General features: G+C 73.3%; 24 protein-coding genes. 8 read left to right on the forward strand and 16 right to left on the reverse strand.

What is annotated here, in order from left to right; all coding sequences use genetic code 11:
- Positions 1-29 precede the first annotated feature (29 nt).
- The 4 genes from HPT28_RS07945 (at position 30) to HPT28_RS07960 (ending at position 3,197) form a co-directional block, all read left to right on the forward strand.
- The gene (locus HPT28_RS07945) at positions 30-680 is read left to right on the forward strand and encodes an MOSC domain-containing protein (RefSeq protein WP_219090247.1); all 651 of its coding nucleotides are present in this window, start codon (positions 30-32) and stop codon (positions 678-680) included.
- Positions 677-1,519 (forward strand): isocitrate lyase/phosphoenolpyruvate mutase family protein, encoded by an 843-nt coding sequence (locus tag HPT28_RS07950; protein WP_219090248.1) that lies wholly within the window; start codon positions 677-679, stop codon positions 1,517-1,519. The genes HPT28_RS07945 and HPT28_RS07950 overlap by 4 nt, the downstream gene beginning before the upstream one ends.
- Before the next feature lie 27 nt (positions 1,520-1,546).
- Positions 1,547-2,320 carry an SDR family oxidoreductase gene (locus HPT28_RS07955; protein WP_219090249.1) on the forward strand — a complete coding sequence of 258 codons (774 nt, stop codon included), beginning with the start codon at positions 1,547-1,549 and terminating at the stop codon, positions 2,318-2,320.
- Positions 2,321-2,492: 172 nt separating this feature from the next.
- Positions 2,493-3,197, forward strand: coding sequence for an ester cyclase (locus tag HPT28_RS07960; protein WP_219090250.1), 705 nt, complete (start codon positions 2,493-2,495; stop codon positions 3,195-3,197).
- Positions 3,198-3,338: 141 nt separating this feature from the next.
- On the opposite strand, the gene groL is transcribed toward HPT28_RS07960, so the two are convergent.
- From groL to HPT28_RS07995, 7 genes are all read right to left on the reverse strand, one after another.
- Positions 3,339-4,964, reverse strand: a complete 1,626-nt coding sequence (gene groL, locus HPT28_RS07965) for a chaperonin GroEL (RefSeq protein WP_219090251.1) — start codon at positions 4,962-4,964, stop codon at positions 3,339-3,341.
- Between the two features lie 121 nt (positions 4,965-5,085).
- The gene (gene groES, locus HPT28_RS07970) at positions 5,086-5,394 is read right to left on the reverse strand and encodes a co-chaperone GroES (RefSeq protein ID WP_077059501.1); all 309 of its coding nucleotides are present in this window, start codon (positions 5,392-5,394) and stop codon (positions 5,086-5,088) included.
- A gap of 226 nt (positions 5,395-5,620) precedes the next feature.
- Positions 5,621-6,706, reverse strand: coding sequence for an NlpC/P60 family protein (locus tag HPT28_RS07975; RefSeq protein ID WP_219090252.1), 1,086 nt, complete (start codon positions 6,704-6,706; stop codon positions 5,621-5,623).
- Between the two features lie 46 nt (positions 6,707-6,752).
- Positions 6,753-7,235 (reverse strand): poly-gamma-glutamate biosynthesis protein PgsC/CapC, encoded by a 483-nt coding sequence (locus HPT28_RS07980; protein WP_219090253.1) that lies wholly within the window; start codon positions 7,233-7,235, stop codon positions 6,753-6,755.
- Entirely contained in the window at positions 7,232-8,614 is a 1,383-nt protein-coding gene (gene pgsB / locus HPT28_RS07985) for a poly-gamma-glutamate synthase PgsB (RefSeq protein ID WP_219090254.1), read from the reverse strand. The genes HPT28_RS07980 and pgsB overlap by 4 nt, the downstream gene beginning before the upstream one ends.
- A gap of 6 nt (positions 8,615-8,620) precedes the next feature.
- Complete coding sequence (locus HPT28_RS07990; protein WP_219090255.1) at positions 8,621-10,855, reverse strand: HAMP domain-containing protein; 2,235 nt, start codon at positions 10,853-10,855, stop codon at positions 8,621-8,623.
- Positions 10,856-11,116: 261 nt separating this feature from the next.
- Positions 11,117-12,334 (reverse strand): CapA family protein, encoded by a 1,218-nt coding sequence (locus tag HPT28_RS07995; protein WP_308119127.1) that lies wholly within the window; start codon positions 12,332-12,334, stop codon positions 11,117-11,119.
- Positions 12,335-12,435: 101 nt separating this feature from the next.
- Here HPT28_RS07995 and HPT28_RS08000 point away from each other — a divergent pair, with 101 nt between their 5' ends.
- Complete coding sequence (locus HPT28_RS08000) at positions 12,436-13,320, forward strand: hypothetical protein (RefSeq protein WP_308119128.1); 885 nt, start codon at positions 12,436-12,438, stop codon at positions 13,318-13,320.
- Between the two features lie 11 nt (positions 13,321-13,331).
- Here the strand turns inward: HPT28_RS08000 and HPT28_RS08005 are convergent, their stop codons facing one another.
- Complete coding sequence (locus HPT28_RS08005) at positions 13,332-14,321, reverse strand: polysaccharide deacetylase family protein (protein WP_219090257.1); 990 nt, start codon at positions 14,319-14,321, stop codon at positions 13,332-13,334.
- Between the two features lie 63 nt (positions 14,322-14,384).
- On the opposite strand from HPT28_RS08005, the gene HPT28_RS08010 reads away from it, so the two are divergent.
- Entirely contained in the window at positions 14,385-15,641 is a 1,257-nt protein-coding gene (locus HPT28_RS08010; protein WP_219090272.1) for a methyltransferase domain-containing protein, read from the forward strand.
- A gap of 191 nt (positions 15,642-15,832) precedes the next feature.
- Positions 15,833-16,573, forward strand: coding sequence for a VOC family protein (locus HPT28_RS08015; protein ID WP_219090258.1), 741 nt, complete (start codon positions 15,833-15,835; stop codon positions 16,571-16,573).
- A 42-nt stretch (positions 16,574-16,615) separates the two neighbouring features.
- Here the strand turns inward: HPT28_RS08015 and HPT28_RS08020 are convergent, their stop codons facing one another.
- The 4 genes from HPT28_RS08020 to tsaB are packed head-to-tail and all read right to left on the reverse strand — an operon-like array spanning position 16,616 to position 19,289.
- The gene (locus tag HPT28_RS08020) at positions 16,616-16,915 is read right to left on the reverse strand and encodes a hypothetical protein (protein ID WP_257578229.1); all 300 of its coding nucleotides are present in this window, start codon (positions 16,913-16,915) and stop codon (positions 16,616-16,618) included.
- Positions 16,912-18,057 (reverse strand): tRNA (adenosine(37)-N6)-threonylcarbamoyltransferase complex transferase subunit TsaD, encoded by a 1,146-nt coding sequence (gene tsaD / locus HPT28_RS08025; protein WP_219090259.1) that lies wholly within the window; start codon positions 18,055-18,057, stop codon positions 16,912-16,914. Before tsaD ends, HPT28_RS08020 begins: the two co-directional genes overlap by 4 nt.
- Before the next feature lie 12 nt (positions 18,058-18,069).
- A complete protein-coding gene (gene rimI / locus HPT28_RS08030; RefSeq protein ID WP_219090274.1) occupies positions 18,070-18,570 on the reverse strand; it encodes a ribosomal protein S18-alanine N-acetyltransferase in 501 nt (166 codons plus the stop codon).
- 50 nt (positions 18,571-18,620) lie between these two features.
- Complete coding sequence (gene tsaB / locus HPT28_RS08035; RefSeq protein WP_219090260.1) at positions 18,621-19,289, reverse strand: tRNA (adenosine(37)-N6)-threonylcarbamoyltransferase complex dimerization subunit type 1 TsaB; 669 nt, start codon at positions 19,287-19,289, stop codon at positions 18,621-18,623.
- 211 nt (positions 19,290-19,500) lie between these two features.
- On the opposite strand from tsaB, the gene HPT28_RS08040 reads away from it, so the two are divergent.
- A complete protein-coding gene (locus HPT28_RS08040) occupies positions 19,501-20,028 on the forward strand; it encodes a hypothetical protein (RefSeq protein WP_374226933.1) in 528 nt (175 codons plus the stop codon).
- Positions 20,029-20,085: 57 nt separating this feature from the next.
- On the opposite strand, the gene HPT28_RS08045 is transcribed toward HPT28_RS08040, so the two are convergent.
- From HPT28_RS08045 to HPT28_RS08060, 4 genes are all read right to left on the reverse strand, one after another.
- Positions 20,086-20,241, reverse strand: a complete 156-nt coding sequence (locus HPT28_RS08045) for a hypothetical protein (RefSeq protein WP_219090262.1) — start codon at positions 20,239-20,241, stop codon at positions 20,086-20,088.
- Positions 20,242-20,455: 214 nt separating this feature from the next.
- On the reverse strand, positions 20,456-20,980 hold the full coding sequence (gene tsaE, locus HPT28_RS08050; protein WP_219090263.1) for a tRNA (adenosine(37)-N6)-threonylcarbamoyltransferase complex ATPase subunit type 1 TsaE: 525 nt from the start codon (positions 20,978-20,980) through the stop codon (positions 20,456-20,458).
- A 57-nt stretch (positions 20,981-21,037) separates the two neighbouring features.
- Positions 21,038-22,201 carry an alanine racemase gene (gene alr / locus HPT28_RS08055; protein WP_219090264.1) on the reverse strand — a complete coding sequence of 388 codons (1,164 nt, stop codon included), beginning with the start codon at positions 22,199-22,201 and terminating at the stop codon, positions 21,038-21,040.
- A 19-nt stretch (positions 22,202-22,220) separates the two neighbouring features.
- Positions 22,221-23,492: NAD(P)H-hydrate dehydratase (locus HPT28_RS08060; protein ID WP_219090265.1), on the reverse strand; the 1,272-nt coding region annotated here is incomplete at its 5' end.

Here is a 23,492-nt window from a genome sequence, read left to right on the forward strand (position 1 = left end):
GGTACGGGCCCGCGATCTACTCTGGCCGCATGCGCGTACTCTCGGTGAATCTCGGCTCCCTGCTCACGTCCGACCACACCTCCGCCCCGGGCGGGCTGACGGGGATCGGCAAGGTGCCGGTGCCGGGCCCCGTGCGGGTCGCGGCGCCGGGTCCGCGGGGGACGGGCGGCAGCGGGCTCGCCGGAGACGCCATCGGGGACCTGCGGCACCACGGCGGGGACGACCAGGCGGTGTACGCCTTCGCCCGGGAGGACCTGGACGCCTGGGGGCGCGAGCTGGGCCGCGAGCTGCCCTCCGGCGCGTTCGGGGAGAACCTGACGACGTCCGGCTACGACCTGAACGAGGCGCTGGTCGGCGAGCGCTGGCGCATCGGCGACGGCGCGCTGCTGGAGGTGTCCTCGGTGCGCGTCCCCTGCCGGACGTTCGCCGGGCACCTCGACGAGCGGGGCTGGGTCAGGCGTTTCACCCAGGCCGGGCGCCCCGGTCCGTACCTGCGCGTGATCGAGGAGGGCGAGGTCCGCGCGGGGGACACGCTCGACGTCGTGCACCGCCCCGACCACAAGGTGACCGTCTCGTTCATGTTCCGGGCGATGACCACCGAGCAGGCACTGCTCCCCGAGCTGCTCGCCGCCGGCGACGCGCTGCCCGAGTCCGTACGGCGCAAGGCGCTCGACCGGTGAGCCGGTTCGAGGAGTTCCGCGCCCTGCACCGACCCGGAAGACCCCTGGTGCTGCCCAACGCGTGGGACCACGCCTCCGCCGCCGCGCTCGTGACCGCCGGGTTCGCCGCCGTCGGGACGACGAGCCTCGGCGTGGCCGGTGCCGCGGGCCTGCCGGACGCCGCGGGTGCCGCGCGGGAGGAGACGCTGCGGCTCGCCGGGAGCCTGGCCCGGCTGCCCGTCCCGGTGACCGTCGACATCGAGAACGGCTTCGGCACGGACCCGCAGGACGTGGCCGCCCTGGCCGCGCGGCTCGAACGCGCCGGGATCGCGGGTGTGAACATCGAGGACGGACGCCCGGACGGCACGCTCACCGACGTCTCCCACCAGTGCGCCGTGCTGCAGGCCGTGCTCCGCTCGGCACCCTCGCTCTTCGTGAACGCCCGCACCGACACGTACTGGCTGCCCGGCCACGAGGGCGAGACGGAGGCCCGGCTGCGCGCCTACCAGGAGGCGGGGGCGCACGGCCTCTTCGTCCCCGGGCTGCGGGGGGAGCGGGCCGTGCGCTCGGTGACGGGGACGTGCGCGGCTCCGCTCAACCTGCTGTTCACACCCGGTGGACCGAGCGTGTCCGAGCTCGCCGCCTGGGGGGTGGCCCGGGTGAGCACGGGCTCACTGCTCTTCCGCGCGGCCGTCCACCAGGCGGTCGAGGTGGCGCGCGGCGTCCTGGACGACGACGCCACGCGGGCGGCGGACCTCGGTGGCGTGCCCTCCTACGGGCAGGCCCAGGCCTGGTCGGAGCCGTTCACCGGCACCCGCGCGGGAGCGCGTCCGAAAGACGGGAGCCCGCCGGGGCGTTGACGGCCTCGGCCGTTTACGGTTCGCGGTATGACGACTGCACTCATCACAGGAGCGACGGCCGGTCTCGGCGCCGCGTTCGCACGGCGGCTGGCGCGGGACGGGCACGACGTGGTCCTGGTCGCCCGGGACGGCGAGCGGCTGGCCCGGCAGGCGACCGAGCTGCACGACCGGCACGGCGTCGAGGCCTCCACCCTGCGGGCGGACCTGAGCACCGAGGAGGGCATCGCCGCGGTCGCCGAGCGGCTCTCGGACCGGCGCCACCCGGTCGACCTGCTCGTCAACAACGCCGGATTCGGCTCCAAGGGCCGCTACCTGGAGGTGTCGGAGGAGGACGAGCTGCGCATGCTGCGCCTGCACGTCGAGGCGGTGCTGCGGCTGACCTCGGCCGCGGCCGAGGCGATGCGCGGGCGTGGGCGCGGGGGCGTGGTGAACGTGGCCTCGGTCGCCGCGTTCGTGCCACGTGGCACCTACGGGGCCAGCAAGGCCTGGGTCGTGCAGTTCACCCAGGGCGCGGCCCAGGACCTGGCGGGCTCGGGGGTGCGGCTGATGGCCCTGTGCCCGGGGTTCGTGCGCACCGAGTTCCACGAGCGGGCCGGGATGTCGACGTCGAACGTGCCGGGGTGGATGTGGCTGGAGGCCGACCGCGTGGTGGACGCCGCCCTGCGGGACCTGGCCCGGGGCCGCACGCTCTCGGTCCCGGACGCGCGCTACAAGACGCTGCTCGGCGCGAGCAAGCTGGTGCCGCGCGGGCTGATGGGCCGGGTCTCATCCACGTCGGGGCGCAAGTACGGGCCGAAGTAGCGCCGCCGGCTCCGGTCCGGCGCCGGGCGTGGGGAAGGTTTCGCGCGGGGGCGGTGCGCGAGGGCCGCGGAACCGGCCCTCTCCGTCCCGCGGCTGGGCAGGAAACCCGACCGGGACGGACATAGCCTGGAATGGTCCGACTGTTTCGATGATGGGCCAATAGGGGGCCGTCATGACATTCGTCCAGCTCATCGACTGTAAGACCAACCGAGTCGATGACATGAACAGGCTCTTGGACTCCTGGGTCGAGGCGACCCGGGGCAAGCGCACCGCGACGCACGCGATGGTGGGCAAGGACCGCTCCAGCTCCACGCACCTCGTGGAGATCGTCGAGTTCCCCTCCTACGAGGAGGCCATGCGGAACTCGAACCTGCCCGAGACGGACCGGATCTTCCAGGAGATGGTCGCGCTCTGCGACGAGATGCCGCAGTTCACGGACCTCGACGTCGTGCGCGACGAGCAGCTGAACAAGGGGACGGCGCGGCAGCTCTTCGAGGAGCTGCTGAACCAGCGCGACTTCGCCTCCCTGGAGGAGTACTTCCACGAGGACTACACCGAGCACGATCCGGCCAACCCGGAGGGCGTCGTGCACGGGCTCCAGCAGCTCCGGCAGAACCTGAACCGGGAGATCGTCCCGTTCGAGCCCCGGTTCACCGTGGACAGCGCCGCCGCCGACGGCGACCTGGTCTGCGTGCGGTTCACCGCCACCGGACGGCACGTCGGCGAGTTCATGGGCCTGGCGCCCACCGGCAAGGAGTTCAGCCTCACCGGCCAGGTGACGTTCCGATTCCGCGACGGCAAGATCGCGGAAGGCTGGTTCAACTGGGACAACGCCCGACTGCTCGCCGAGCTCGGGCTGGTGGAGATGCCCGGCTAGACGCGGCTCGGGCGCGGCGCGCACCGGGCGCACGGCCCGGCACGGGGTGCGGAGAGCCGACAGGCCCCCACCCGGGCAGCGGGTGAGGGCCTGTCGTGAGCCGGACGGCGCGAGCGCGCGCCGGCCCGGTGAGCGGGTGGCTCAGTGGGCGTGGCCGTGGCCGTGGCCCGCGGCGGCCTCGTCCTCCTCGGCCGGCTTCTCGACGACCAGGGTCTCGGTCGTCAGCAGCAGGGAGGCGATCGAGGCGGCGTTCTCCAGCGCGGAGCGGGTCACCTTGACCGGGTCGATGACGCCGGCCTTGACCAGGTCGCCGTACTCGCCGGTGGAGGCGTTGAAGCCCTGGCCCTTGTCCAGCTCGGCGACCTTGGAGGTGATGACGTAGCCCTCCAGGCCCGCGTTCTCGGCGATCCAGCGCAGCGGCTCGACGACGGCGCGGCGGACGACGGCGACACCGGTGGCCTCGTCGTCGGTCTTGCCCAGGTTGTCGGCCAGCACCTTCGAGGAGTGGACGAGCGCGGAGCCACCACCGGAGACGATGCCCTCCTCGACCGCGGCGCGGGTCGCGGAGATGGCGTCCTCCAGACGGTGCTTCTTCTCCTTCAGCTCGACCTCGGTGGCGGCGCCGACGCGGATGACGCACACGCCGCCGGCCAGCTTGGCGAGGCGCTCCTGGAGCTTCTCGCGGTCCCAGTCGGAGTCGGTGGCCTCGATCTCGGCCTTGATCTGGCCGACGCGGCCCTCGACGTCCTCGCTCTTGCCGGCGCCGTCGACGATGGTGGTGTCGTCCTTGGTGACGGTGACGCGGCGGGCGGAGCCCAGGACGTCCAGGCCGACCTGGTCGAGCTTGAGGCCGACCTCCTCGGCGACGACGGTGCCGCCGGTGAGGGTGGCCATGTCGCCCAGCATCGCCTTGCGGCGGTCACCGAAGCCGGGCGCCTTGACGGCGACGGCGTTGAAGGTGCCGCGGATCTTGTTGACGACGAGGGTGGACAGGGCCTCGCCCTCGACGTCCTCGGCGATGATCAGCAGCGGGCGGGAGCCGCCGGCCTGCATGATCTTCTCCAGCAGCGGCAGCAGGTCGGCGATGGCCGAGATCTTGCCCTGGGTGATCAGGATGTAGGGGTCGTCGAGGACGGCCTCCATGCGCTCCTGGTCGGTGACCATGTAGGGCGACAGGTAGCCCTTGTCGAAGGCCATGCCCTCGGTGAAGTCCAGCTCCAGGCCGAAGGTCTGCGACTCCTCGACGGTGATGACACCGTCCTTGCCGACCTTGTCCATGGCCTCGGCGATCAGCTCACCGACCTGCTTGTCCTGGGCGGACAGCGCGGCGACGGAAGCGATGTCGGCCTTGGAGTCGATCGGGCTGGCGGAGGAGACCAGGTCCGCGGACATGGCCTGGACGGCGGCGTCGATGCCCTTCTTCAGGGCGGCCGGGGAGGCGCCGGCGGCGACGTTGCGCAGCCCCTCGCGCACGAGGGCCTGGGCCAGCACGGTGGCGGTGGTGGTGCCGTCACCCGCGATGTCGTTGGTCTTGGTCGCCACCTCCTTCACGAGCTGGGCACCGAGGTTCTCGTACGGGTCCTCGACCTCGACCTCGCGGGCGATGGTGACGCCGTCGTTGGTGATGGTCGGCGCACCGAACTTCTTGTCGATGACGACGTTGCGACCCTTGGGGCCGATCGTCACCTTGACGGTGTCGGCCAGCTTGTTGACGCCGCGCTCCAGGGCGCGACGGGCGTCCTCGTCGAACTTCAGGATCTTCGCCATGGCGTAGAGAGGTCCTCTCAGGGCTTCTTGGGCGTATGACAAGCGAACCGCGCCCTGGCTGCCCCGGCTGTCTGTGACGGGGAACCAGGGCGCGGATCAGCACGCGGACGTGCGGGGTGCCTTACTTCTCGATGATCGCGAGCACGTCGCGAGCCGAGAGGACGAGGTACTCCTCGTTGTTGTACTTCACCTCGGTGCCGCCGTACTTGCTGTACAGGACGATGTCGCCGACCTTGACGTCGAGCGGCAGGCGGTTTCCGTCCTCGAAGCGGCCCGGGCCCACGGCCAGGACGGTGCCCTCCTGGGGCTTCTCCTTCGCGGTGTCCGGAATGACCAGGCCCGAGGCCGTGGTCTGCTCGGCGTCGAGCGGCTGGACCACGATGCGGTCCTCAAGCGGCTTGATGGCAACCTTGGAGCTGGCGGTCGTCACGATCCGACCTCCCCCTTCGGAGATCTCACGGGGTCTTATGTCTAGAGGTGGCGACCTGGTCGATCCGTCGTCGCGGGTGCCGGACCTTCCCGTCGCGCCTGGCACTCCCCTGCGGAGAGTGCCAACGGTGAGACTATGCCTCGGTTAGCACTCGGTCAAGCGGAGTGCCAATTCCCGGCGCGCGTCGCGCTCCGTCCGCTTGGCGAAGCGCTGCCGGGGCGGGCCGCTACAGGCGCTTGGCGCTCCGGAAAGCCGTGGCGTAGTAACCGTTGCCGTCCAGCCGCGCGGTTCCGCCCTTGTCCCCGATCGTCGGACCGTTCAGCTCCTCCCGGCTGGACACGAAGACCTTGTGCCCGTCCGTGTCCACTCCGAGATAGAGGCCGACGTGGTCCAGCCGCTTGCCGGTGCGGCTGTCCAGCCAGAAGAAGACCAGGTCACCGGGTTGCAGGACGCTGGTGGAGTCGGGCCGCTCGTAGAGCGGGGGCTCGCCGCTCAGCTCGATGACATCTGTGCCGAGGTCGGACCTCGCCATCGCGTCCGCGGTACGCGGCAGGCCGTCGCCGACCCCGTCCTTCGCGGCGAGGGGGTAGCGGGCCCGGTAGCCGAGCACCAGCCGCATGTAGCCGGAGCAGTCGACGGCGCGGGCCCGGCCGGCTTCGGGATACTGCGTGGTCCCGTCCCGGAACGTGTACGGGATGCCGAGGTAGTCGTAGAAGTCCGAGTCCTCCAGCCGGAGATCGGCCCCACCCCGGCTCTCGGGGTTGAGCGGGCCGAACTGCGCGTCGCCCGCGTACGCGATGCCCTCGCCGTCTTCCTTGACGGGCGCCCCTTCCACGTACTGGAAGGCCAGCGCGAAGAGGTCGTCCTCCTCGCTGCCGAAGTACTCGGCGAACCAGTCCTTGAACCACTGCTCCTTCTCGGCACCCTTGCGCCAGTGCTCGGGCATCAGCCGTACCCAGTTCTCGGTGACCACCTGGCTCCGGGTGTTGGCCGGTTCACCGAAGGTGCGGCTCGGTCCGGTGAGCGTCGCCGTGCGGGAGCCGTCGGTGAACGTGGCGAGCACCCGCCCGTCCTCGCCCCGGAGCACGCTGCGGTCCGGGTTCTTCAGCCGCTCCCAGGTCCGCTCGCCGGGGGCGTCGCCCAGCCCGGCCTTCTTGAGCTCGGGGGAGTCGGTGACCGCCTGCACGGTGGGCACTTTCGCCTGCTCCTCGGCGCGCAGCGCCACGGTCAGGTAGCCGCTGGCGGCCAGCAGGGAGACAACCGTGATCGCGTGTAGGACGGGGCGGGAGGTTCGCTTGGCTTTGGTGGCCATGGGATCGATCAGCTCCGGGGAAAGAACGCGGTGGTGGTCGGCGCCGTCACGCCGTCGGCATGAAGCCGAGCAGGATTCCGGCGGTCAGGACGACGTACGTCATCAACGTCACCGAGCCGGTGGCGAGGAGCGTCGCGCCCTTGGGCTGGCGTACGAGTTGGTAGGCGATGAGACCGGGCACGATGAAGCCCAGGGTCTGGTTGGAGTACATCAGCGGGAACTCGCGCGTGAGGACGATGGTGAGCCCGCCCTGGAGAACCACGCCGATCAGCACGACGGCGGCGAACAGCCGCTTGCCGTAGAGGATCACGTACCGCTGCACCAGCAGGGTGCAGACGTAGGTGAGAACCGTGACGCCGACGACCATCGCCGCGTGCTGGAGGTCCTCGACCAGGGTCAGCGCGAGCCAGCCGGGCGTGATCATGCCGCCGGGGGAAAGGTTCGTCGTCAGGTAGCAGAGCAGCGAGAACATCAGCCCGAGCGCGATGCCGATCGCGGCGATCTCGGGGGTGAGCACGGCGGGGATCAACGGGTCTCTCCTGGACGGTAGCCCGGTTCGGGGTACGGGGCGGGTGCCGGTTCCGGCACCCCGGGCATCGGCGGCTGCCGCTGGTATCGGGCTTCGTAGGGCCCCGAGTAGGCGGCGTACGGATCGAGGTGCGGCGGGAAGGGCGCCTGGTCCGGCTCCGCGGCCAGCGCCGAGGGGTCCGGGCCGTCGTCCGGCTCGTCGTCCGGGGGCAGGTCCGCGAGCTCCTCCAGCAGCACCTCGCCCTGTCCGTGGATGTTGCCGATGGCGACGAGGGAGGCGCGCGGGCCGAGCCGGTCGAGCAGCCCGGACATGAGATCGGCGGCCTCGCGCCGGTCACCACCGAGGTCGACGGCTCGCCCGCGCCACTCGGCCGGCATCGCGTCGAGCGCGCTCCTGGTCGGGTGGCCGATGAGGAACACGGTCTCGGGGGCGAGGTCGGGGATGATCTGCCCCATCTGGCCGTTGCGCTCGACCCGGTCCGGGCGGCAGTTGATCACCACGTGCAGCGGCCGCTCGATGGCCCCGAGGTCGAGGAGCTGGTTGATGTTCATCAGCGTCGACTCGGGGTCGTTGGCGGCGAAGACGTTCGCGAAGCGCAGCCGCTTGCCGTCGGTGGTGCGGTAGCGCTCCACCGACAGCACACCGGGGTCCGGGGGCGCGTCGTACATGCCCTGGAGTGCGGTGGCGCGCTCCACGCCGAGGAGTTCGGCGACCGTCAGCGCGATGGCCACGTTCTCCTTGAACGTGAACCAGGTGAAACCGCGCAGCTCCTCGTCGGTGACCGAGTCGGGGTCCGCGTAGACCAGCCGGCAGTCGCGGGCGGCGGCTTCCTCCTGGAGGATGGCGAAACGGTCCTTCTCCGCGGTGACGCAGATGCCGCCCTCGGGCATGGACCGGCTCAGCGAGCGGGCGACGTCGTCCAGGGTCGGGCCCATCTCGTCCAGGTGGTCCTCGCGGACGTTGCAGAGCACGCCGATCGTCGAGCGGATCAGCTTGCTCTGGTTGATCTCCTGGAGCGCGGGCATGACCGCCATGCACTCGATCACCAGCGCGTCGGGGCGGTAGGTGGCGGCCCGGCGCACGATGCCGATCTGCTCCACGACGTTGGCGATCCCGAACTTGCGGTAGACGGGCTCCTCGGTGGCGTCGGGATGGATGAACCGGGCCGCGGTGCCCGTCGTCTTGGCGACCGTCACCAGGTCTCCGCCCCGCAGGGCGCCGGCGCACAGCCGGGTGATGGAGCTCTTGCCGCGGATGCCGTTGACCAGGACCCGGGTGGGGATGAGATCGAGGTTGGTGTAGTGGCGGCGTTGCTCGACGACCCCGGCGACCAGCAGGGCCGCGCAGAAGAGCACCAGCACGATGTAGAGGAAGAGCACGGCTGATCAGTTCCTTCCGGCCCGGACGGCTTCGCTGTCCCTGCGCTGTTCGAGCAGCCGCTGCCGGATCAGTTCGAGACTGCGGGTCACGGCGCCCACCTCGTCGTGGTGGCGGGGGTAGAGCACGGTGCGCCGGTCGCCGTCGGCGAGCCGCTCCGCCTGGGCCGCGAGTTCGCGCAGCGGCCGGGCCACGATGATGTACAGCCAGCCGACGCAGGCGATCGTGGCGGTGAGGACGAGCATTCCCGCGAGGATCGTGCGGTTCTCCAGCTTGTACTCGGGAATGGCCAGGTGGTCGGCCTCCTGCCAGCTCACGACCGTCCAGCCCAGGTCACCGACCGCCCCTCCCCCGACGAAGGGCGCCGCCGCCGCCAGCTCGGCGCCGTCGCCGTCGCGGTAGAGCACGCCTCCGGGCCGGGGGTTCAGGCCCACCCGCTGCCCGGTGCCCACGACGAGGGTGTCGAGGCGGTCGCCGGGCAGGGAGGCGAAGGCGACGAAGCCGCCGTTACCGGCCAGCGTCCGGCGCTCGGCGTCCACCACCCGCACCTCGCCCAGCCCGGGCCGCTTGACCAGTGCGTTGAGGAAGTCGGAACGGAACTCGCCCACCACCGACGCACCCGCGCGCCCCGGCACCTCGGCGTAACCGATGACGACGGGTCTCTTGCCGTCGTCGATGACGTCGATCGGGACGTCGGCCGGCCCGCGGCCTTCCGGATGACGCGGCTTCCCGCCGGTACGGGCCAACACCGAGCCGTCCGGCGCCAGGACGTAGAGCGACGCGTAGCGACCGTGCTCGAACACCGTGCGTTCCAGAACGGTCGTCATGTCCTCCGGTGAGGTCTCGTCACCTATGAGCGTGGCCACGGAGGTGAGGTCGGCGTGTCCCTCGTTGAGGGACCGGCGCACCCGGTCGCTGAGCGTCTCGGTCCGCTCCCGCTGGTCGGCCACGAGCTGGTGCGGGACGACGGCCGTGGTGTCGGCCTGGTTCAGCACCAGCATGATCGGCGCCACCCAGGCGAGCAGCAGTGCGGCGCAGACGAGCAGGATGGCGCGGGTGCCGATCCGGCTCAGCGGCCCGGCCCCTCCCGCCGCCCCGGGCTGTCCGGCGTCCCGCGGGTCGAGCAACTGGTGGCGGATTCTCTCCAGGGCCGCCCCGATGCGCGCCGCCTCACCCGAGCGGGGTACGCGCACGGGCCGTTGCAGGTCTCCGCGGGCCAGCCGTCGGCTCTCCAGGAACATCCGCAGGACGGGACGCTGGACGACGCCGAGGAGCACCCCGACCGCCACGGCCCCGATCAGCAGCAACGCGGCGGCGGCCACGGCACCGGCCAGCGGCTCGGTGGTGCGGGTGGGGTCCACGCCGACCTCCACGGCGGCGACGACCGTCAGACCGAGGCTCGACGCGAGGGTCGGCTCGCCGGGGGCGGCCGGGGCGAGGGTGGCGTATCCGGCCACGGAACGCTCCCCGCCGCGGACGTCGCCGAGCAGGCTGCCGCTCACCCCGGCGAAGCCGCCGGAGCCGGGTTCCTTGGATGTCACCGGATGCTGGCCGGCCGCTCGGTGCGCCTCCCCGGCGAAGTCGGCGAGCTGCTCGCGGCGAGCCTCGACATCCGCGCGCTGGCTCTCGCCGACCTGTTCGGGCGCCGGTATGCCGTCCTGGCTCAGCACCTCGCCCTCGGCGTCGATCACGGCGACGGCCCGGAAGTCGCCCAGGCTGACGCCCGGGACGCTCAGGGTGCTGGAGGCGATCAGGAGCTGCTGCGGCTTCCCCTCGGGCGTCAGCAGCGCGAACGTGAGCAGTCGCGTTCCACCGCCCGCGAGCCGCACCATCCTGGCCCGCGGGCCGTCCTTCCCGGCGAGCTCCGAGGCGTCGACGACGGTCAGCGGCAGCGTCTCACCCCGGGCGGCGAGCAGTTTCCCGGAGCCGACCTCGATGATCGCCGTTCCCCGCCACTTCTGGTAGACGTTGCCGATCTTGTCCAGGACGGCGTCGGGGGAAACGGGTTCCGCGGAGGAGTTGAAGAGTCCGGCGGACCGCTTCAGGTCGGTGGCACTCTCGTCGAGGGAGGCCCGCAGTGCGATGGCACCGTCCTCGGCGAAGTGCTGCTGGGAGGTGAGCACCGCCTCGGAGAGCTTGTCCTTGGTCACCGAGCCGAGGCTCAGCGCGGTGACGGCGACGAGTGAGAGGAGCATCACCGAGAAGACGGCGATGGGGGGCCGGATGCCACCCAGCAGCGACATGTCCGCTCTTCGGCGGACTTTGTGCCGCCGCTTCGGCCGCGAAGCGGGCACCGGAGGAACTCCTCTTCTGTTCGTGGACATGGGTCAGGGGCCGTACGGGAGAGGGGAGGCACGAGGTGCGTGGCACAACGCATCCACCCGGGCCGAGTCATTGGACGGGCGCACCGGACGGAAAGTTGTACGCCTCAGCGATAACAGTTCGATGAAGCATCCGTCCCGCCGGTGCGACGCCGTCAGGGCGTCAGGGCGATGAGGAGGGGTTCACCCAGCGGGCACCTCGCGGAGAGGTGCGAGCCCGTCGTCGGCGGCGCCGCGGTTCAGCAGGGTGCCTTTGGTGCGCTCGAAGGCCAGTCGGTACCGGGCCCGCCGCACTTCGCCGAGCCCGTCCGGGTCGTCCAGCTCCCGGGCCACGTCCACCAGACGGTGATCGGTCACCCCGCCCGTCAGCTCCTGGGGCTCCCCGTCGGCGGCGTCGGTCTCCGGGGCCGGGGGGATGTCCACCAGCGTGGGGACGAAGCGTGCCTCGACATGCCACTCGCCGTCCCGCTCGGAGAACTCGAACCAGCCGATGGCGCCTTCCTCCGTCAGCCCGGTGGGCACGTCGTGACGGGCCACCTGGTTGCCCAGGCCGTAGGCGATCCAGGTCCCGTCCACCTTCTCCATCGGCTGGACGACGTGCGCGTGGTGCCCGATGACCAGGTCGATGCCCGTCTCCTCGGCAATCCGACGCCCCAGCGCGAGCTGTCCGGCGCTGGGGTCGGGCCGGTGCTCCTGACCCCAGTGGATGCTGAGCAGCACCACGTCGGCACCCGCGTCACGGGCTCGCTCCTCCGCCCGGGCGATGGCCTCGAACGAGGTCCTGTTCGCGAGCCAGGGCTTGTCCTCGGGCAGCTCCCGGCCGTTGAACCCGTAGGCGAAGGAGAGCTGCGCCACCTTCACCCCCTTCACGTCCATGATGAGCGGGGTGTCGGCCTCCTTCCGGCTGCGGGCGGAACCCGTGTGCTGGAGTCCCGCTTCGTCCAGGACGTCGAGGGTGCGCTCGACTCCGGCCGGACCGTGATCGAGTACGTGGTTGGAGGCCGTGGAGCAGGTGTCGTAGCCGACGCCCTTGATGCTGTCGGCCAACTGCGGCGGCACCAGGAAGTCGGGAAAGCTCCGGAAGGGTCCCTCGGGCTCGCCGAGCACCGGTTCGAGGTGGCAGACGGCAAGGTCCGCCTTGCTGATGACCGGCTGGACACCGGCCATGACGGCGTCGAAGTCGTAACCGTCACCGCCCTTGGCGAGGGCGTCGTCGCGGGCCTGTTCGACGAGTGGGGTGTGGATCAGGATGTCCCCCGCGGCCGCGACGGTGAACGACTTCCCGCTCGGCGCCTGCGACCCCTCGGAACCCAGCAGTCCACATCCGGCGACGAGCGAGGATGCCAGGAGTGCGGAGGCGAGAGCGGCCGTGCGCGACGAGAGGAGGGAGCGTCTATTCACTCCGATATTGTCGTATGAACATGAGTTCCCACCGCACCTCAGGGATAACGATTTCACGAACAGTCGTCGTTTCGGCGGTTATCACGGCGCTCGCGGCATTCGTGGCGTTGACCACACTGTGGCAGCCCTGGGAGGCCGACAGGGCGTCAGGTGACGACGCCGGGCCAGCGGCGGGGGTCGACCTGCGGGACCGGGTCGCCGACCTGACGGCGGGCTTCCACGACGGCACCGGGTACCACCGGCCCTCCCGAGAACACCGGGAGACGGTCGCAGCGGGCGTCGGCCTCGTGATCGACGGAGACGTGGACGGCGCGGCGCGACGTCTGGCGGAGGTTGATTTCGTCGTACGCACCTTCACCGACAGTGCCACCGGGCGCCGCACCGCGGAGATCGCGGACGCCGCCGGAGGCGCCGAACGGCGACGGGGCTGGGGGCGCGTGTACCTGGACCTGAGTACCCGGGCCCACTGGTCGGTACAGATCCCGCACCCCGTGGCCGATCTGGACACCGAGCTCCTCGGCGTCGACGTGCTGCGCGCGCGCCCAGGTGGCGTTCTGATCCTGGCCGGGGCCCATCGCAGGGCGGGCGAGGACGGCGTGGCCGACGTGGCCCATCAGCGGACCTCCGTCTTCCACGCCGTCCACGAGGAGCTCGTCCGACGCGATCTGCCGGGTGTGCAGATGCACGGCTTCGCGGACGACTCGGTACCGGGCGAGGACGTCGTCGTATCCACCGGAAGAGGCGACGCCGCACAGCCGTCCGCCCGCGGGCTCGCCGACAGGCTGGACGCGGACGGGTTCGCCGTCTGCCGCGGCTGGGCGCGGCGGTGTGTGCTGGAGGGCCGCGGCAACGTCCAGGGGCGGGCGTCGGCGGAGCGGGGCGTGCCGTTCCTCCACGTCGAACTCAGCCGAACGGTGCGCGAGGACGCCGACCGGACTCGTGCCGTGGTGGCCGCGACCGCCGCGGTCGTGGACGACTGGCGGTAGCGGCCCGGCCGTCAGACGTAGTCCTCCAGGCGGGCCAGGGCGAAGCCCTGCTCGGTGGCCGTCCTCAGCGTGCGGCGCAGCATGTCGTTCATCGTGCCGCCCCACTGCTCGGGGCCGCGGAAGTGGGTGAGGATGATGTCGCCGGGGTGGAACTCGCGGTCGAGGCGGGCCCAGTCGAAGCGCTTGGCCCAGGCCTCCTCCGCCCACAGGGGCACGGCCTCGACGCCGCAGGAGGCGGCGGCGCGCAGGGTCTCGCGGTCGTAGGCGCCGTAGGGCGGGCGGAACAGCCGCGAGGGTGCGCCGAACTCCGTCTTCAGCACCTTCTGCATGCCGCAGATCTCCTCGCGCTGCCGCTCGTAGGACAGCGTGGGCAGTTCCTTGTGGTTCAGGGTGTGGTTGTGGACGCCCGCGCCGTCGCGCTGCATGCGGCGGAAGTAGTCGTAGTCCTCGGCGGCCACGTAGTCGGAGAGGAAGGCGCTGTAGGGGATGCGTAGTTCGCGGAGCATCCGGACGAAGCGCGGGTCCTTGTGCCAGCCGTCGTCGATCGTGAGGAAGACGACCTTCTGGTCGGTGGGCACCCGGACGAAAACGGGCGGGAGCCCCGTGCCGGAGACGAGGCCGGGGGTGCTGGTGAGTTCCGGCTTCGTGGCCGGCGGCGGGGGCGGGAGCAGGGGCGGCTCGGCCAGACCCCAGCGCGTGGCCGCCGCGACGCGGCGGGTCTCCGCGCGGGCGAGTCCGTCGGCGTAGGCGGTGAGGGAGGCGGCGGCGTACTCGGCGCCGACGCGCTGGGCGGCTCCGAGTGGCAGGCCCTCGACGGCCGCGGCGAGCGGTTTGTCCAGGAGCGAGCCGCCGTCGTCGTCGGGGAGGTGTCCGATTCCGGCGACGGCGGCGCAGGAGACGGCGAGCGCGGCGAGGGCTCCGGCTCCGACGCCGCGCCGGAGATGCCGCCAGGTCCGTGGAGACTCTCGATCATTTTGTGTTACTTGTCTGATGATCGACATAACTCCGGATGGTGCCAACCCACCGCGCCCGAAGGGCGACGGCACTCCGGCGAGCAGGCCAGAATGGGCCGGGTGGCCGTACCCGCATCACCCGACACACCGAACGACACCGGCGCAGAGGCAGAGACAGAGGCCGTCGACGCGTTCCGGGCCCTCCTGACCGAGGAGGGCGCCGAGCTGCTCCACCGGCTGCGCGACCACGACCCGGCCGACGAGCTGACGCTCGCGACCCGGCTCCGCCGCAGCCATCCGCCCGCGCTGGTCTCCGCCGCGCTCGGCCAGGCGCGGCTGCGGCAGCGGGCCGTGGCCAAGTTCGGCGCCGAGGACGCCGCGCGCATGTTCTTCACCCCGGACGGCGTCGAGCAGGCGACCCGCTCCTCGGTGGCCGCCTACCGGGCGCGGCGGCTGGCCGGACGCGGTGTGCGGCGGCTCGCCGACCTGTGCTGCGGCATCGGTGGAGACGCCATCGAGCTGGCCCGCGCCGGGGTGGAGGTGCTGGCCGTCGACCGTTCCCCGCTGACCTGCGCCGTCATCGAGGCCAACGCGGCGGCGCTCGGACTGGCCGACCGCGTCACCGTGCGCCGGGCCGACGTCACGACGGTCGACGTCGAGGGCTACGACGCCGTGTTCGTGGACCCGGCGCGGCGCGGCGGCCGGGGCCGGGTCTTCGACCCCGAGGCGTACTCGCCACCCCTGTCCTGGGCGCTGGAGACGGCCCGCGGGGTGCCGCACGCCGCCCTGAAGATCGCGCCGGGCGTACCGCACGAGGCGTTGCCCGAGGACGCGGAGGCGGAGTGGATCTCGGTCGCCGGTGAGGTGAAGGAGGCGGTGCTGTGGTTCGGCGAGGGCGCGGCGCCGACGCGCTTCCGGGCCACCCTCCTGCCCGGCGGGGACGGCCGGTCCAGGGAGCACTCGCTGCTCGGCGCCGGGCTGCCCGACCCGGAGCCGGGGCCCGTCGGCCGCTACCTGTACGAGCCGGACGGAGCGGTGATCCGCGCGCACCTCGTCGCGGACGTCGCCCGGGACGTGGCCGGGCGGCTGATCAGCCCCGGGATCGCCTACGTGACGTCCGACGTCCACGCGCCGACACCGTACGCGCGGGCCTACGAGGTGACGGACGTGCTGCCGTTCAACGTGAAGCGACTGCGGGCGCTGCTGCGGGAACGGCGGGTCGGCGTCCTCACCGTCAAGAAGCGGGGCTCGGCGGTGGAGCCGGAGGAGCTGCGGCGCAAGGTGAAGCCGTCGGGTCCGCACTCGGCGACGGTGTTCCTCACCCGGGTGGCGGGGGCGCCGTCCATGCTGCTCGGCCACCCCGTGTAGGGCCCCAGGCGGTCGCCGTCCCGGGCCGGCGCGGTCCGGCTCCCGCGCGGGCGGTCGCCCTCGTGTGGCGTTCCCGGCTCCACGGTCGGAAGGTGGAAGCGGGACATGCAAGGGCGGCGGCACAGAGTGAGGTGAGCGGAGTGCCCGACACTCCGGGGTCCGTGCACGGCGCGCCGTGCTGGGTGGCTCTCATGACGCGTGACCTGGAGGGTGCTCAGGAGTTCTACGCGCGGGCGCTGGGCTGGGAGTACCGGCCCGGCTTCCGGGACCACGAGAAGGGCTACCAGCTCGCCCTGGCGGACGGGCAGCCCGTGGCCGGTCTGGGGGTGAGCTCACAGGGACGGGGCGGCTTCGCCCCGTCGTGGACCGCGTACTTCCGCGCGGAGAACGCCAACGTCATGGCGAGCCGCATCCAGGAGCGCGGCGGGACGGTGGCCGTGGGGCCGCTGGCCTTCGGCACGGGCAGGGTGCTGTGGGCGGCGGACCTGCAGGACGCCCGCTTCGGGGTGTGGGAGGGCGAGCCCGTGCGCGGCTGGTGGGTGCGGCGGCAGGCGGGCGCGCCCGCCCGGCTCCAGCTCCGCACGGGGGACGCCTTCGGGGCGGCCATGTTCTACGGCGGGGTGTTCGCCTGGGACACCCACGCGCCCGACCGGCTGAGCGTCCGTTTCGAGGCCGATCACGTGGTGGTGTCCGTGGACGGCCACCACGTCGCCGACCTGTGGGGCGGAGCCGTGGAGGAGGCCCCGGACCCCACGATCCGGCCGCAGTGGCACGTCTATTTCTGCGTGGACGACGTCGACGAGGTGGCGAGGCGGACGGACGCGGCCGGGGGCAGCATCGTGACGCCGCCCGCGATGTCCCACTTCGGGCGGGTGGCCACCCTGCGCGACGCGGAGGGCGCGCTGTTCCACGTCACCTCGGAGCACGACTGACGGACGGCGGGCCGACGCGCTGCGCGCCGACAAACGGCCCGGCTACTCCACCCGCGTGAACCGCCAGCGGTGCACCGGCCGGTACAGCAACTCCCCCGGCGGGTCGGGTAGCTCACCGGGCTCTCCGGCCTCGGGCCAGTGGGTGATGACGAGGACGCGGTCGCCGGGCGCCGTGTACGTCTCGCGGCGCGCGGGCTCGGGGACGAGCGGCTGGGCGCGGACCCAGGCCAGCAGCTCCGCGCCCCGCCCGTCGGCCGCGCGCGCCTCCCACATCAGCGCCGTCGTCCCGTCGCTCCCGCTCGTCCTGCCCGTCACGCCCGTCTCGCCCGTCTCGCCCGTCATGCTTCGTAGAGGTTCTTCCTGCTCAGCTCGTGCACGTGATCGTGCGTGTGCGCGTGACCGTGGGAGTGGGAGTGGGAGTGGCCGGGTGCCTCGGGGGTCGCCGGGACGTGAGGCTCGGTGACGGGAAGCGAGGAGTCGGCCGGCAGGTCCCAGCCGGAGGCGTCCCGGCCGCGGGCCACCATCTCCGCTCCCAGCGCCGCGACCATCGCACCGTTGTCCGTGCACAGCTTCGGCCTCGGGACGCGCAGGGTGATCCCCGCGTCTGCGCACCGCTCCTCGGCCATGGCCCGCAGACGGGAGTTGGCCGCGACGCCGCCGCCGATCATCAGATGTTCGACGCCCTCGTCCCGGCAGGCCCGGATCGCCTTGCGGGTCAGGACGTCGGTGACGGCCTCCTGGAACGAGGCGGCGACGTCGGCGACGGGCACCTCCTCGCCCGCCCGCCGCCGGGCCTCGATCCAGCGGGCGACGGCGGTCTTGAGACCGGAGAAGGAGAAGTCGTAGGGGGCGTCCCGTGGGCCGGTGAGGCCGCGCGGGAACGCGATGGCGCCCGGGTCGCCCTCGCGGGCGTAGCGGTCGATGACCGGGCCGCCGGGGAAGCCGAGGCCGAGCACCCGGGCCACCTTGTCGAAGGCCTCCCCCGCCGCGTCGTCGATGGTCGAGCCCAGCGGCCGGACGTCGGCCGTGATGTCCGGGGCGAGCAGCAGCGAGGAGTGCCCGCCGCTGACCAGGAGCGCCATCGTGGGCTCCGGCAGCGCGCCGTGCTCGAGCTGGTCGACGCAGATGTGCGAGGCGAGGTGGTTGACGCCGTAGAGGGGCTTGCCGAGGGCGTAGGCGTACGCCTTGGCCGCCGAGACGCCGACGAGCAGCGCGCCGGCGAGGCCCGGGCCCGCGGTGACGGCGATGCCGTCGAGGTCGGAGGCGGCGACCCCGGCCTGGTCCAGGGCCCGCTGGATGGTCGGGACCATGGCCTCCAGGTGCGCCCGGCTGGCGATCTCGGGGACGACGCCGCCGTAGCGGGCGTGATCGTCGACGCTGGAGGCGACGGCGTCGGCCAGCAGCGTGTGGCCGCGGACGACGCCGACACCGGTCTCGTCGCAGGAGGTCTCGATGCCGAGGACAAGGGGCTCGTCGGGGGTCATCTGCAGTCGTTCCTAGCTCGGGTCGCTGGAGGCGCTCGGGGCGCCGGGGTCGGTGGGTGTCGTCGGGGCGCCGTGCTCACGCCGCATGACCAGGGCGTCCACGTTGCCGGGCTGGTAGTACCCGCGCCGGACGCCCACCGGGACGAAGCCGTACCGCTCGTAGAGGCGCTGGGCGCGCAGGTTGTCCACGCGCACCTCCAGGAGCACCTGGTGGCACTCGAAGGCCGTGGCGGCGGCCAGCAGATCGGCGAGGAGACGGGCGCCCAGACCGGTGCCCTGCTGGTCGGGGGCGACGGCGATGGTCTGGACGTCCCCGGTGCCGTCGACGGTCGTGGCCAGCCCCGCATAGCCCACGAGGCGGCCGTCGGCCGCCTCGGCGACGGTGTAGTGGTGAGTGGCGCCCGGGCCGCGGGCGTGCGCCAGCTCGGACCAGAACATCCCCGTCGACCAGGCGTCCTCGGGGAACAGCTCCTGTTCGAGTGCCAGCACCGGCTCGACGTGCCACCAGCGCATCTCCCGCAGGGTGACGGCGTCGGAGGCGGGCGGGGCGTCCGGCACGGGGCTCACGTCGGCGTGACCACCTTGTACCCGGCGGGCACCTTGGCGTCCGGGCGGCGCAGGTACATCGGGAGCGGGGGCAGGAACGGCTCGCCCGCGGCCAGCTTCTCGGCGGCGAGGGCGGCCAGGGCCGCGGCGGACTGGTGCTCGGGGCCGTCCGTGCGGACACCGGTGAAGGTGTCGGGGTAGAGGAGGGCGCCCGCGCCGACGGACGGCACGTCGGTGACCTGCTCGACGATGTCGGCGGGCCGGTCGACGCTCGGCTCCGTCGCACGGGTCCTGGCGTCGGCGTAGCGGGCCCAGTAGACCTCCTTGCGGCGGGCGTCGGTCGCGACGACGAACGGGCCGCCGACCCCCGCGGCTCCGGCGGCGTAGGCGATGCCGTCCAGGGTGCACAGGCCGTGCACGGGGATGCCGAGGGCGGCGCCGAACCCGGCGGCCGTCACCAGGCCGACCCGCAGCCCCGTGTAGGGGCCGGGGCCGACGCCGACGACGAGCCCGGTGACGTCGTGCAGCGTCCGGCCGGCCTCGGACAGCGTGGCGTGTACGGCGGGCAGGAGGAGCTCACCGTGGCGGCGGGCGTCGACCTGGTGGCGGGAGGCGAGCACGGCCTCGCCGTCGTGGAGGGCGACGGTGATGGCGGGGGTCGCGGTGTCGAGAGCGAGCAACAGCACGGGGCAAGCCTACGGCGCGCCCGGGGGTGCGGTGTCCGGGCTGTCCTGATGGGGCACGGTCGGGCTGCTACCGTCAGCCTGACGATCAGTGCGCGTGCGTCGGCGAAGCGAACTCGGCGAAGACCGAACGCGAACGGACGCGCGGCGGCACGAGGCAGCGAGAAGGCGTCGAGGGGTGAACCCGGTGGCACGGAACAGCGCGGGAACGTTCGTGACCGGGTTGACCGCGGTGGCCATGGCCGTCATCGGGTTCTTCGCCTACCAGGCCTCCGCCGCGCAGAACGAGGCCCCGAGGGGCCGGCAGGCCGAGCCGGCCGCGTCCCCCTCCCCCAGCGCCGGACCGGAGCAGGAGGCCCCGGGCCTCCCCGCGGAGTCGGGCGAGGGCCGGCGGGTGGTCTACTCGCTCGCGGACGACCGGGTGTGGCTGGTCGGCGCCGACGGATCGGTCCTGCGGACGTACGGGGTCACCCCGGGCACGCTCGACCCCGTGGCCGGCGTCTACACGGTGACGTCGCGGGACGAGCGCGTGACCGGCACGGACGGCGTACCGGTGCAGCACGTCGTCCGCTTCACCACCCTCGCGGGCACGGGCATCGGCTTCAGCGCCCCGGTGGAGGACGGACGGCAGCCCGTGGCGGAACCGGGGAAGAAGACGGGCGGCATCCGGGAGAGCCGCGCCGACGGCGCGGCGATGTGGGAGTTCGCGACGCTCGACACCCCGGTCGTCGTCGTCCGGTAGCCCGCGCCCGGACGGCGCACAGGGCGACGGAGACGCGGGCAGAGCGGCGGAGACGGCTCAGCGGACGTCGTCCTCGGCGGCGCGGGGCGCGCCCGCGGGCGGCTCCTCGCGTGGCGGGCGGCAGATGGCCCGCGCCGCGGCACAGGAGGCCAGGAGCTCGCCGAACGGCGGCGCCTGTGGGGCGGTTCGTGGTGTGGTCTCGCGTTCCGGCATGGTCCCCTCCTCACGCCCGACGACTTAGGCGTACCTAACCACGCCCCGGCGACGGGCGCAACACGTTGCCGACAGCCTGTCGGAAAGTCATCCCGACGTGACGCCCGACATGACCCCCGACGTGACGGCCGACATGACGCCCGACATGACTCGACGGAGTGACACACCCGCGTCACTCCGTCGTGGCATCGTCCGCGTGCGCCGCTTTACAGCGTCACCCGAGCGTGGAGAGGTCCACGTCCGTCCAGCGCGGGCCCACCCCGGTCACCGTGACCACGCGCTCGTCGTCCTCGCCCGCCGCCGCCTGTTCCTCCGCGTCCGGCCCGGCCCCGAGCCTGCGCTCGATGACCACGTGCAGCCGGTCCTCGGTCAGCTCCTCGACCTTGCCCTCGCCCCACTCCACGACCACCACCGACTCGGGCAGCGTGACATCGAGGTCGAGGTCCTCCATCTCCTCGAGACCGCCGCCCAGCCGGTAGGCGTCCACGTGGACGAGCGGCGGCCCGCCGGAGCGCGAGGGGTGGACACGGGCGATGACGAAGGTGGGTGAGGTGACGGCTCCGCGCACGCCGAGGCCCTCGCCCAGGCCGCGGGTCAGCGTCGTCTTGCCGGCTCCCAGCTCGCCCGTCAGCAGCACCAGGTCACCGGCGCGCACGAGGGTGGCGAGCACGCGGCCCAGCTCCCGCATGCGCTCGGGCGTGCTGACCGTGATCCGGGACTGTGTGATGGCCGTCGTCATGGCCCCGATGGTAGGCGGTCCGCCCGACGCGCGACGGCCTCACACGGGTGCGACGCGTCAGCCCTCGGCGGTCTCGTGCAGATAGACCCGGGGCACCCGGGCGCCGACCCGGGTGACGATCTCGTACCCGATCGTGCCGACCGCGCGGGCCCAGTCCTCCGCGGTCGGTTCGCCCTCGTCCCCGGGGCCGAACAGCACGGCCTCGTCGCCCGCCTCGGCGGTGTCCCCGCCGAGGTCCACCACGAACTGGTCCATCGCCACCCGTCCGGCGACCGTGCGCAGCTTCCCCGCGACGAGGACGGGCCCCACGTTGGACGCGTGCCGGGGGATGCCGTCCGCGTAACCGGCCGGGACGAGCGCGAGGGTCGTGGGCCCCGGCGTCTGGTAGGTGTGACCGTAGGAGACGCCGTGGTCGCCGGGCACCCGCTTGACGACGGCGAGGTCGGCGCTGAGCCGCATCACCGGGCGGAGCCCGAAGTCCTCCGGGGCGCCCACCTCGGGCGAGGGCGAGAGCCCGTAGACCGAGACGCCGGGGCGCACGAGGTCGAAGTGGGACGCGGGCAGGGTGAGGGTGGCCGGTGAGTTGGCCAGGTGCCGGACCTCGGGGCGCAGCCCGGCCCGCTCGGCGACCGACAGCGCCTCCTCGAACGCCGCGAGCTGGGCGGCGGTCGCGGGGTGGCCCGGTTCGTCGGCGCAGGCGAAGTGCGACCACAGCCCGGTGACGCGCACGGTGCCCTCGGCCTCGGCGGCCCGGGCGGCGGCCACCAGCTCGGGCCAGTCGGCGGGCTGGCAGCCGTTGCGACCGAGCCCGGTGTCGGCCTTGAGGTGCACCCGGGCGGTGCGGCCCGTGGCGCGGGCGGCGGTCACGATCTCCGCCAGCGCCCAGCCGGCGCTGGCCGAGACGTCGACGTCCGCCTCGATGGCCCGGGCCCAGGGCCCGCCCGGCGTCCACAGCCAGGACAGGATGCGGCCGGTGTCACCGGCCGCGCGCAGCTCCAGTGCCTCCTCGGGGGTGGCGGTGCCCAGCCAGTCGGCCCCGGCCTGCCGCGCGGCGCGGGCGCAGGGCACCATCCCGTGCCCGTAGGCGTCCGCCTTCACCACCGCCATCAACCCGGCGCCGCCGGCCGCCCGGGCCCGCAGAGCGCGTACGTTGGAGCGCAGGGCGGCCAGATCGACCTCGGCGCGCACACGGGGAGGACGGGCGGCGGTGGTGCTGTTCACCGCACCAGTGTCTCAGGCGTCACCGTGCCGCGGACGTGCGCACCTCGTGCGGGGATGTGCGGACCTCGTGCACGGACGTGCGGACCTCGTGCCAGGCGGCGGGCAGGGCAGCGGCGACGTCGGACGCGGCGGGCGGGACGGCGGCCAGGCGCCCGGCGACACCGTGCAGGTAGGCACCCGCGCAGGCGGCGTCACGGGCGGGCAGGCCGGCGGCGAGGAGGGCACCGATCAGCCCGGAGAGCACGTCACCGCTGCCCGCGGTGGCGAGCCAGCCGGTGCCGGTCGGGTTGACGCGCACGGGCCCGCTCCCGGGCCCGGCGACGAGCGTGGCGGCGCCCTTGAGCAACACGGTGGCCTGGTAGCGGTCGGCGAGGGCCCGCACGGCGTGCAGCGTCCCGGCCTCGACGGCGTCCCGGGAGGTGTCCAGCAGCGCGGCGGCCTCGCCCGCGTGCGGGGTGAGGACCGTCGGGGCCCGGCGCGCCCGCACCAGGTCGGGGTCGGCGAGCCGCAGGCCGTCGGCGTCGACCAGCACCGGCACCTCGGACTCCAGTACCTCCCGCGCCGCGCGCTCGGCCTGCTCCCCGGCGCCCAGCCCCGGGCCGACGACCCAGGACTGCACGCGCCCGGCCGCCTTCGGCGCCCCGCCGGTGACCAGCGTCTCGGGGTGCCGGGCGATGACCTCGGCGGCGGCCGATCCCACGTACCGCACGGCCCCGGCCCCGCCGCGCAGCGCCCCGGAGACGGCCAGCACGGCCGCGCCCGGGTACCGGGCCGAGCCGGCGGCGACGCCGACGACGCCGCGACGGTACTTGTCCGTGTCCGCCCCGGGCACGGGGAGCAGGGCGGCGACGTCGGCGTGCTGGAGCGCCTGCGCGTCGGGCGTGTCCGGCAGGTGCGGCGCCAGGCCGATGTCCACGAGCCGCGCGGCGCCCACGTGGCCGCGGGCCGGTTCGATGAGCAGGCCGGGCTTCCAGGCCCCGAAGGTGACGGTGGCGGACGCCCGCACCGCCTCGCCGTCCACCTCGCCGGTGTCGGCGTCGACGCCGCTGGGCAGGTCGACGGCGAGGACGGGTGCGGTGATCCGGCGCACCAGCCGGGCGGCCGCCGGACGCAGGCCGCCCCTGCCGCCGATGCCGGTGATGCCGTCCAGGACGAGCTCGGCGCCGGCGAGCGCGGCGTCGGCCTCGTGCCCGGGGCGCGCCTCATCGCCGGGCTGTTCGCCGGGCTCTCCGCGAGGCGCGGGCCGGGCTCCCGCGCCGTCGTCGTGCGCGGCCACGGCGCGCCCGCCGGC

It is taken from the genome of Streptomyces sp. JJ38 (assembly GCF_019303475.1).
Taxonomy (GTDB): Bacteria; Actinomycetota; Actinomycetes; order Streptomycetales; family Streptomycetaceae; genus Streptomyces.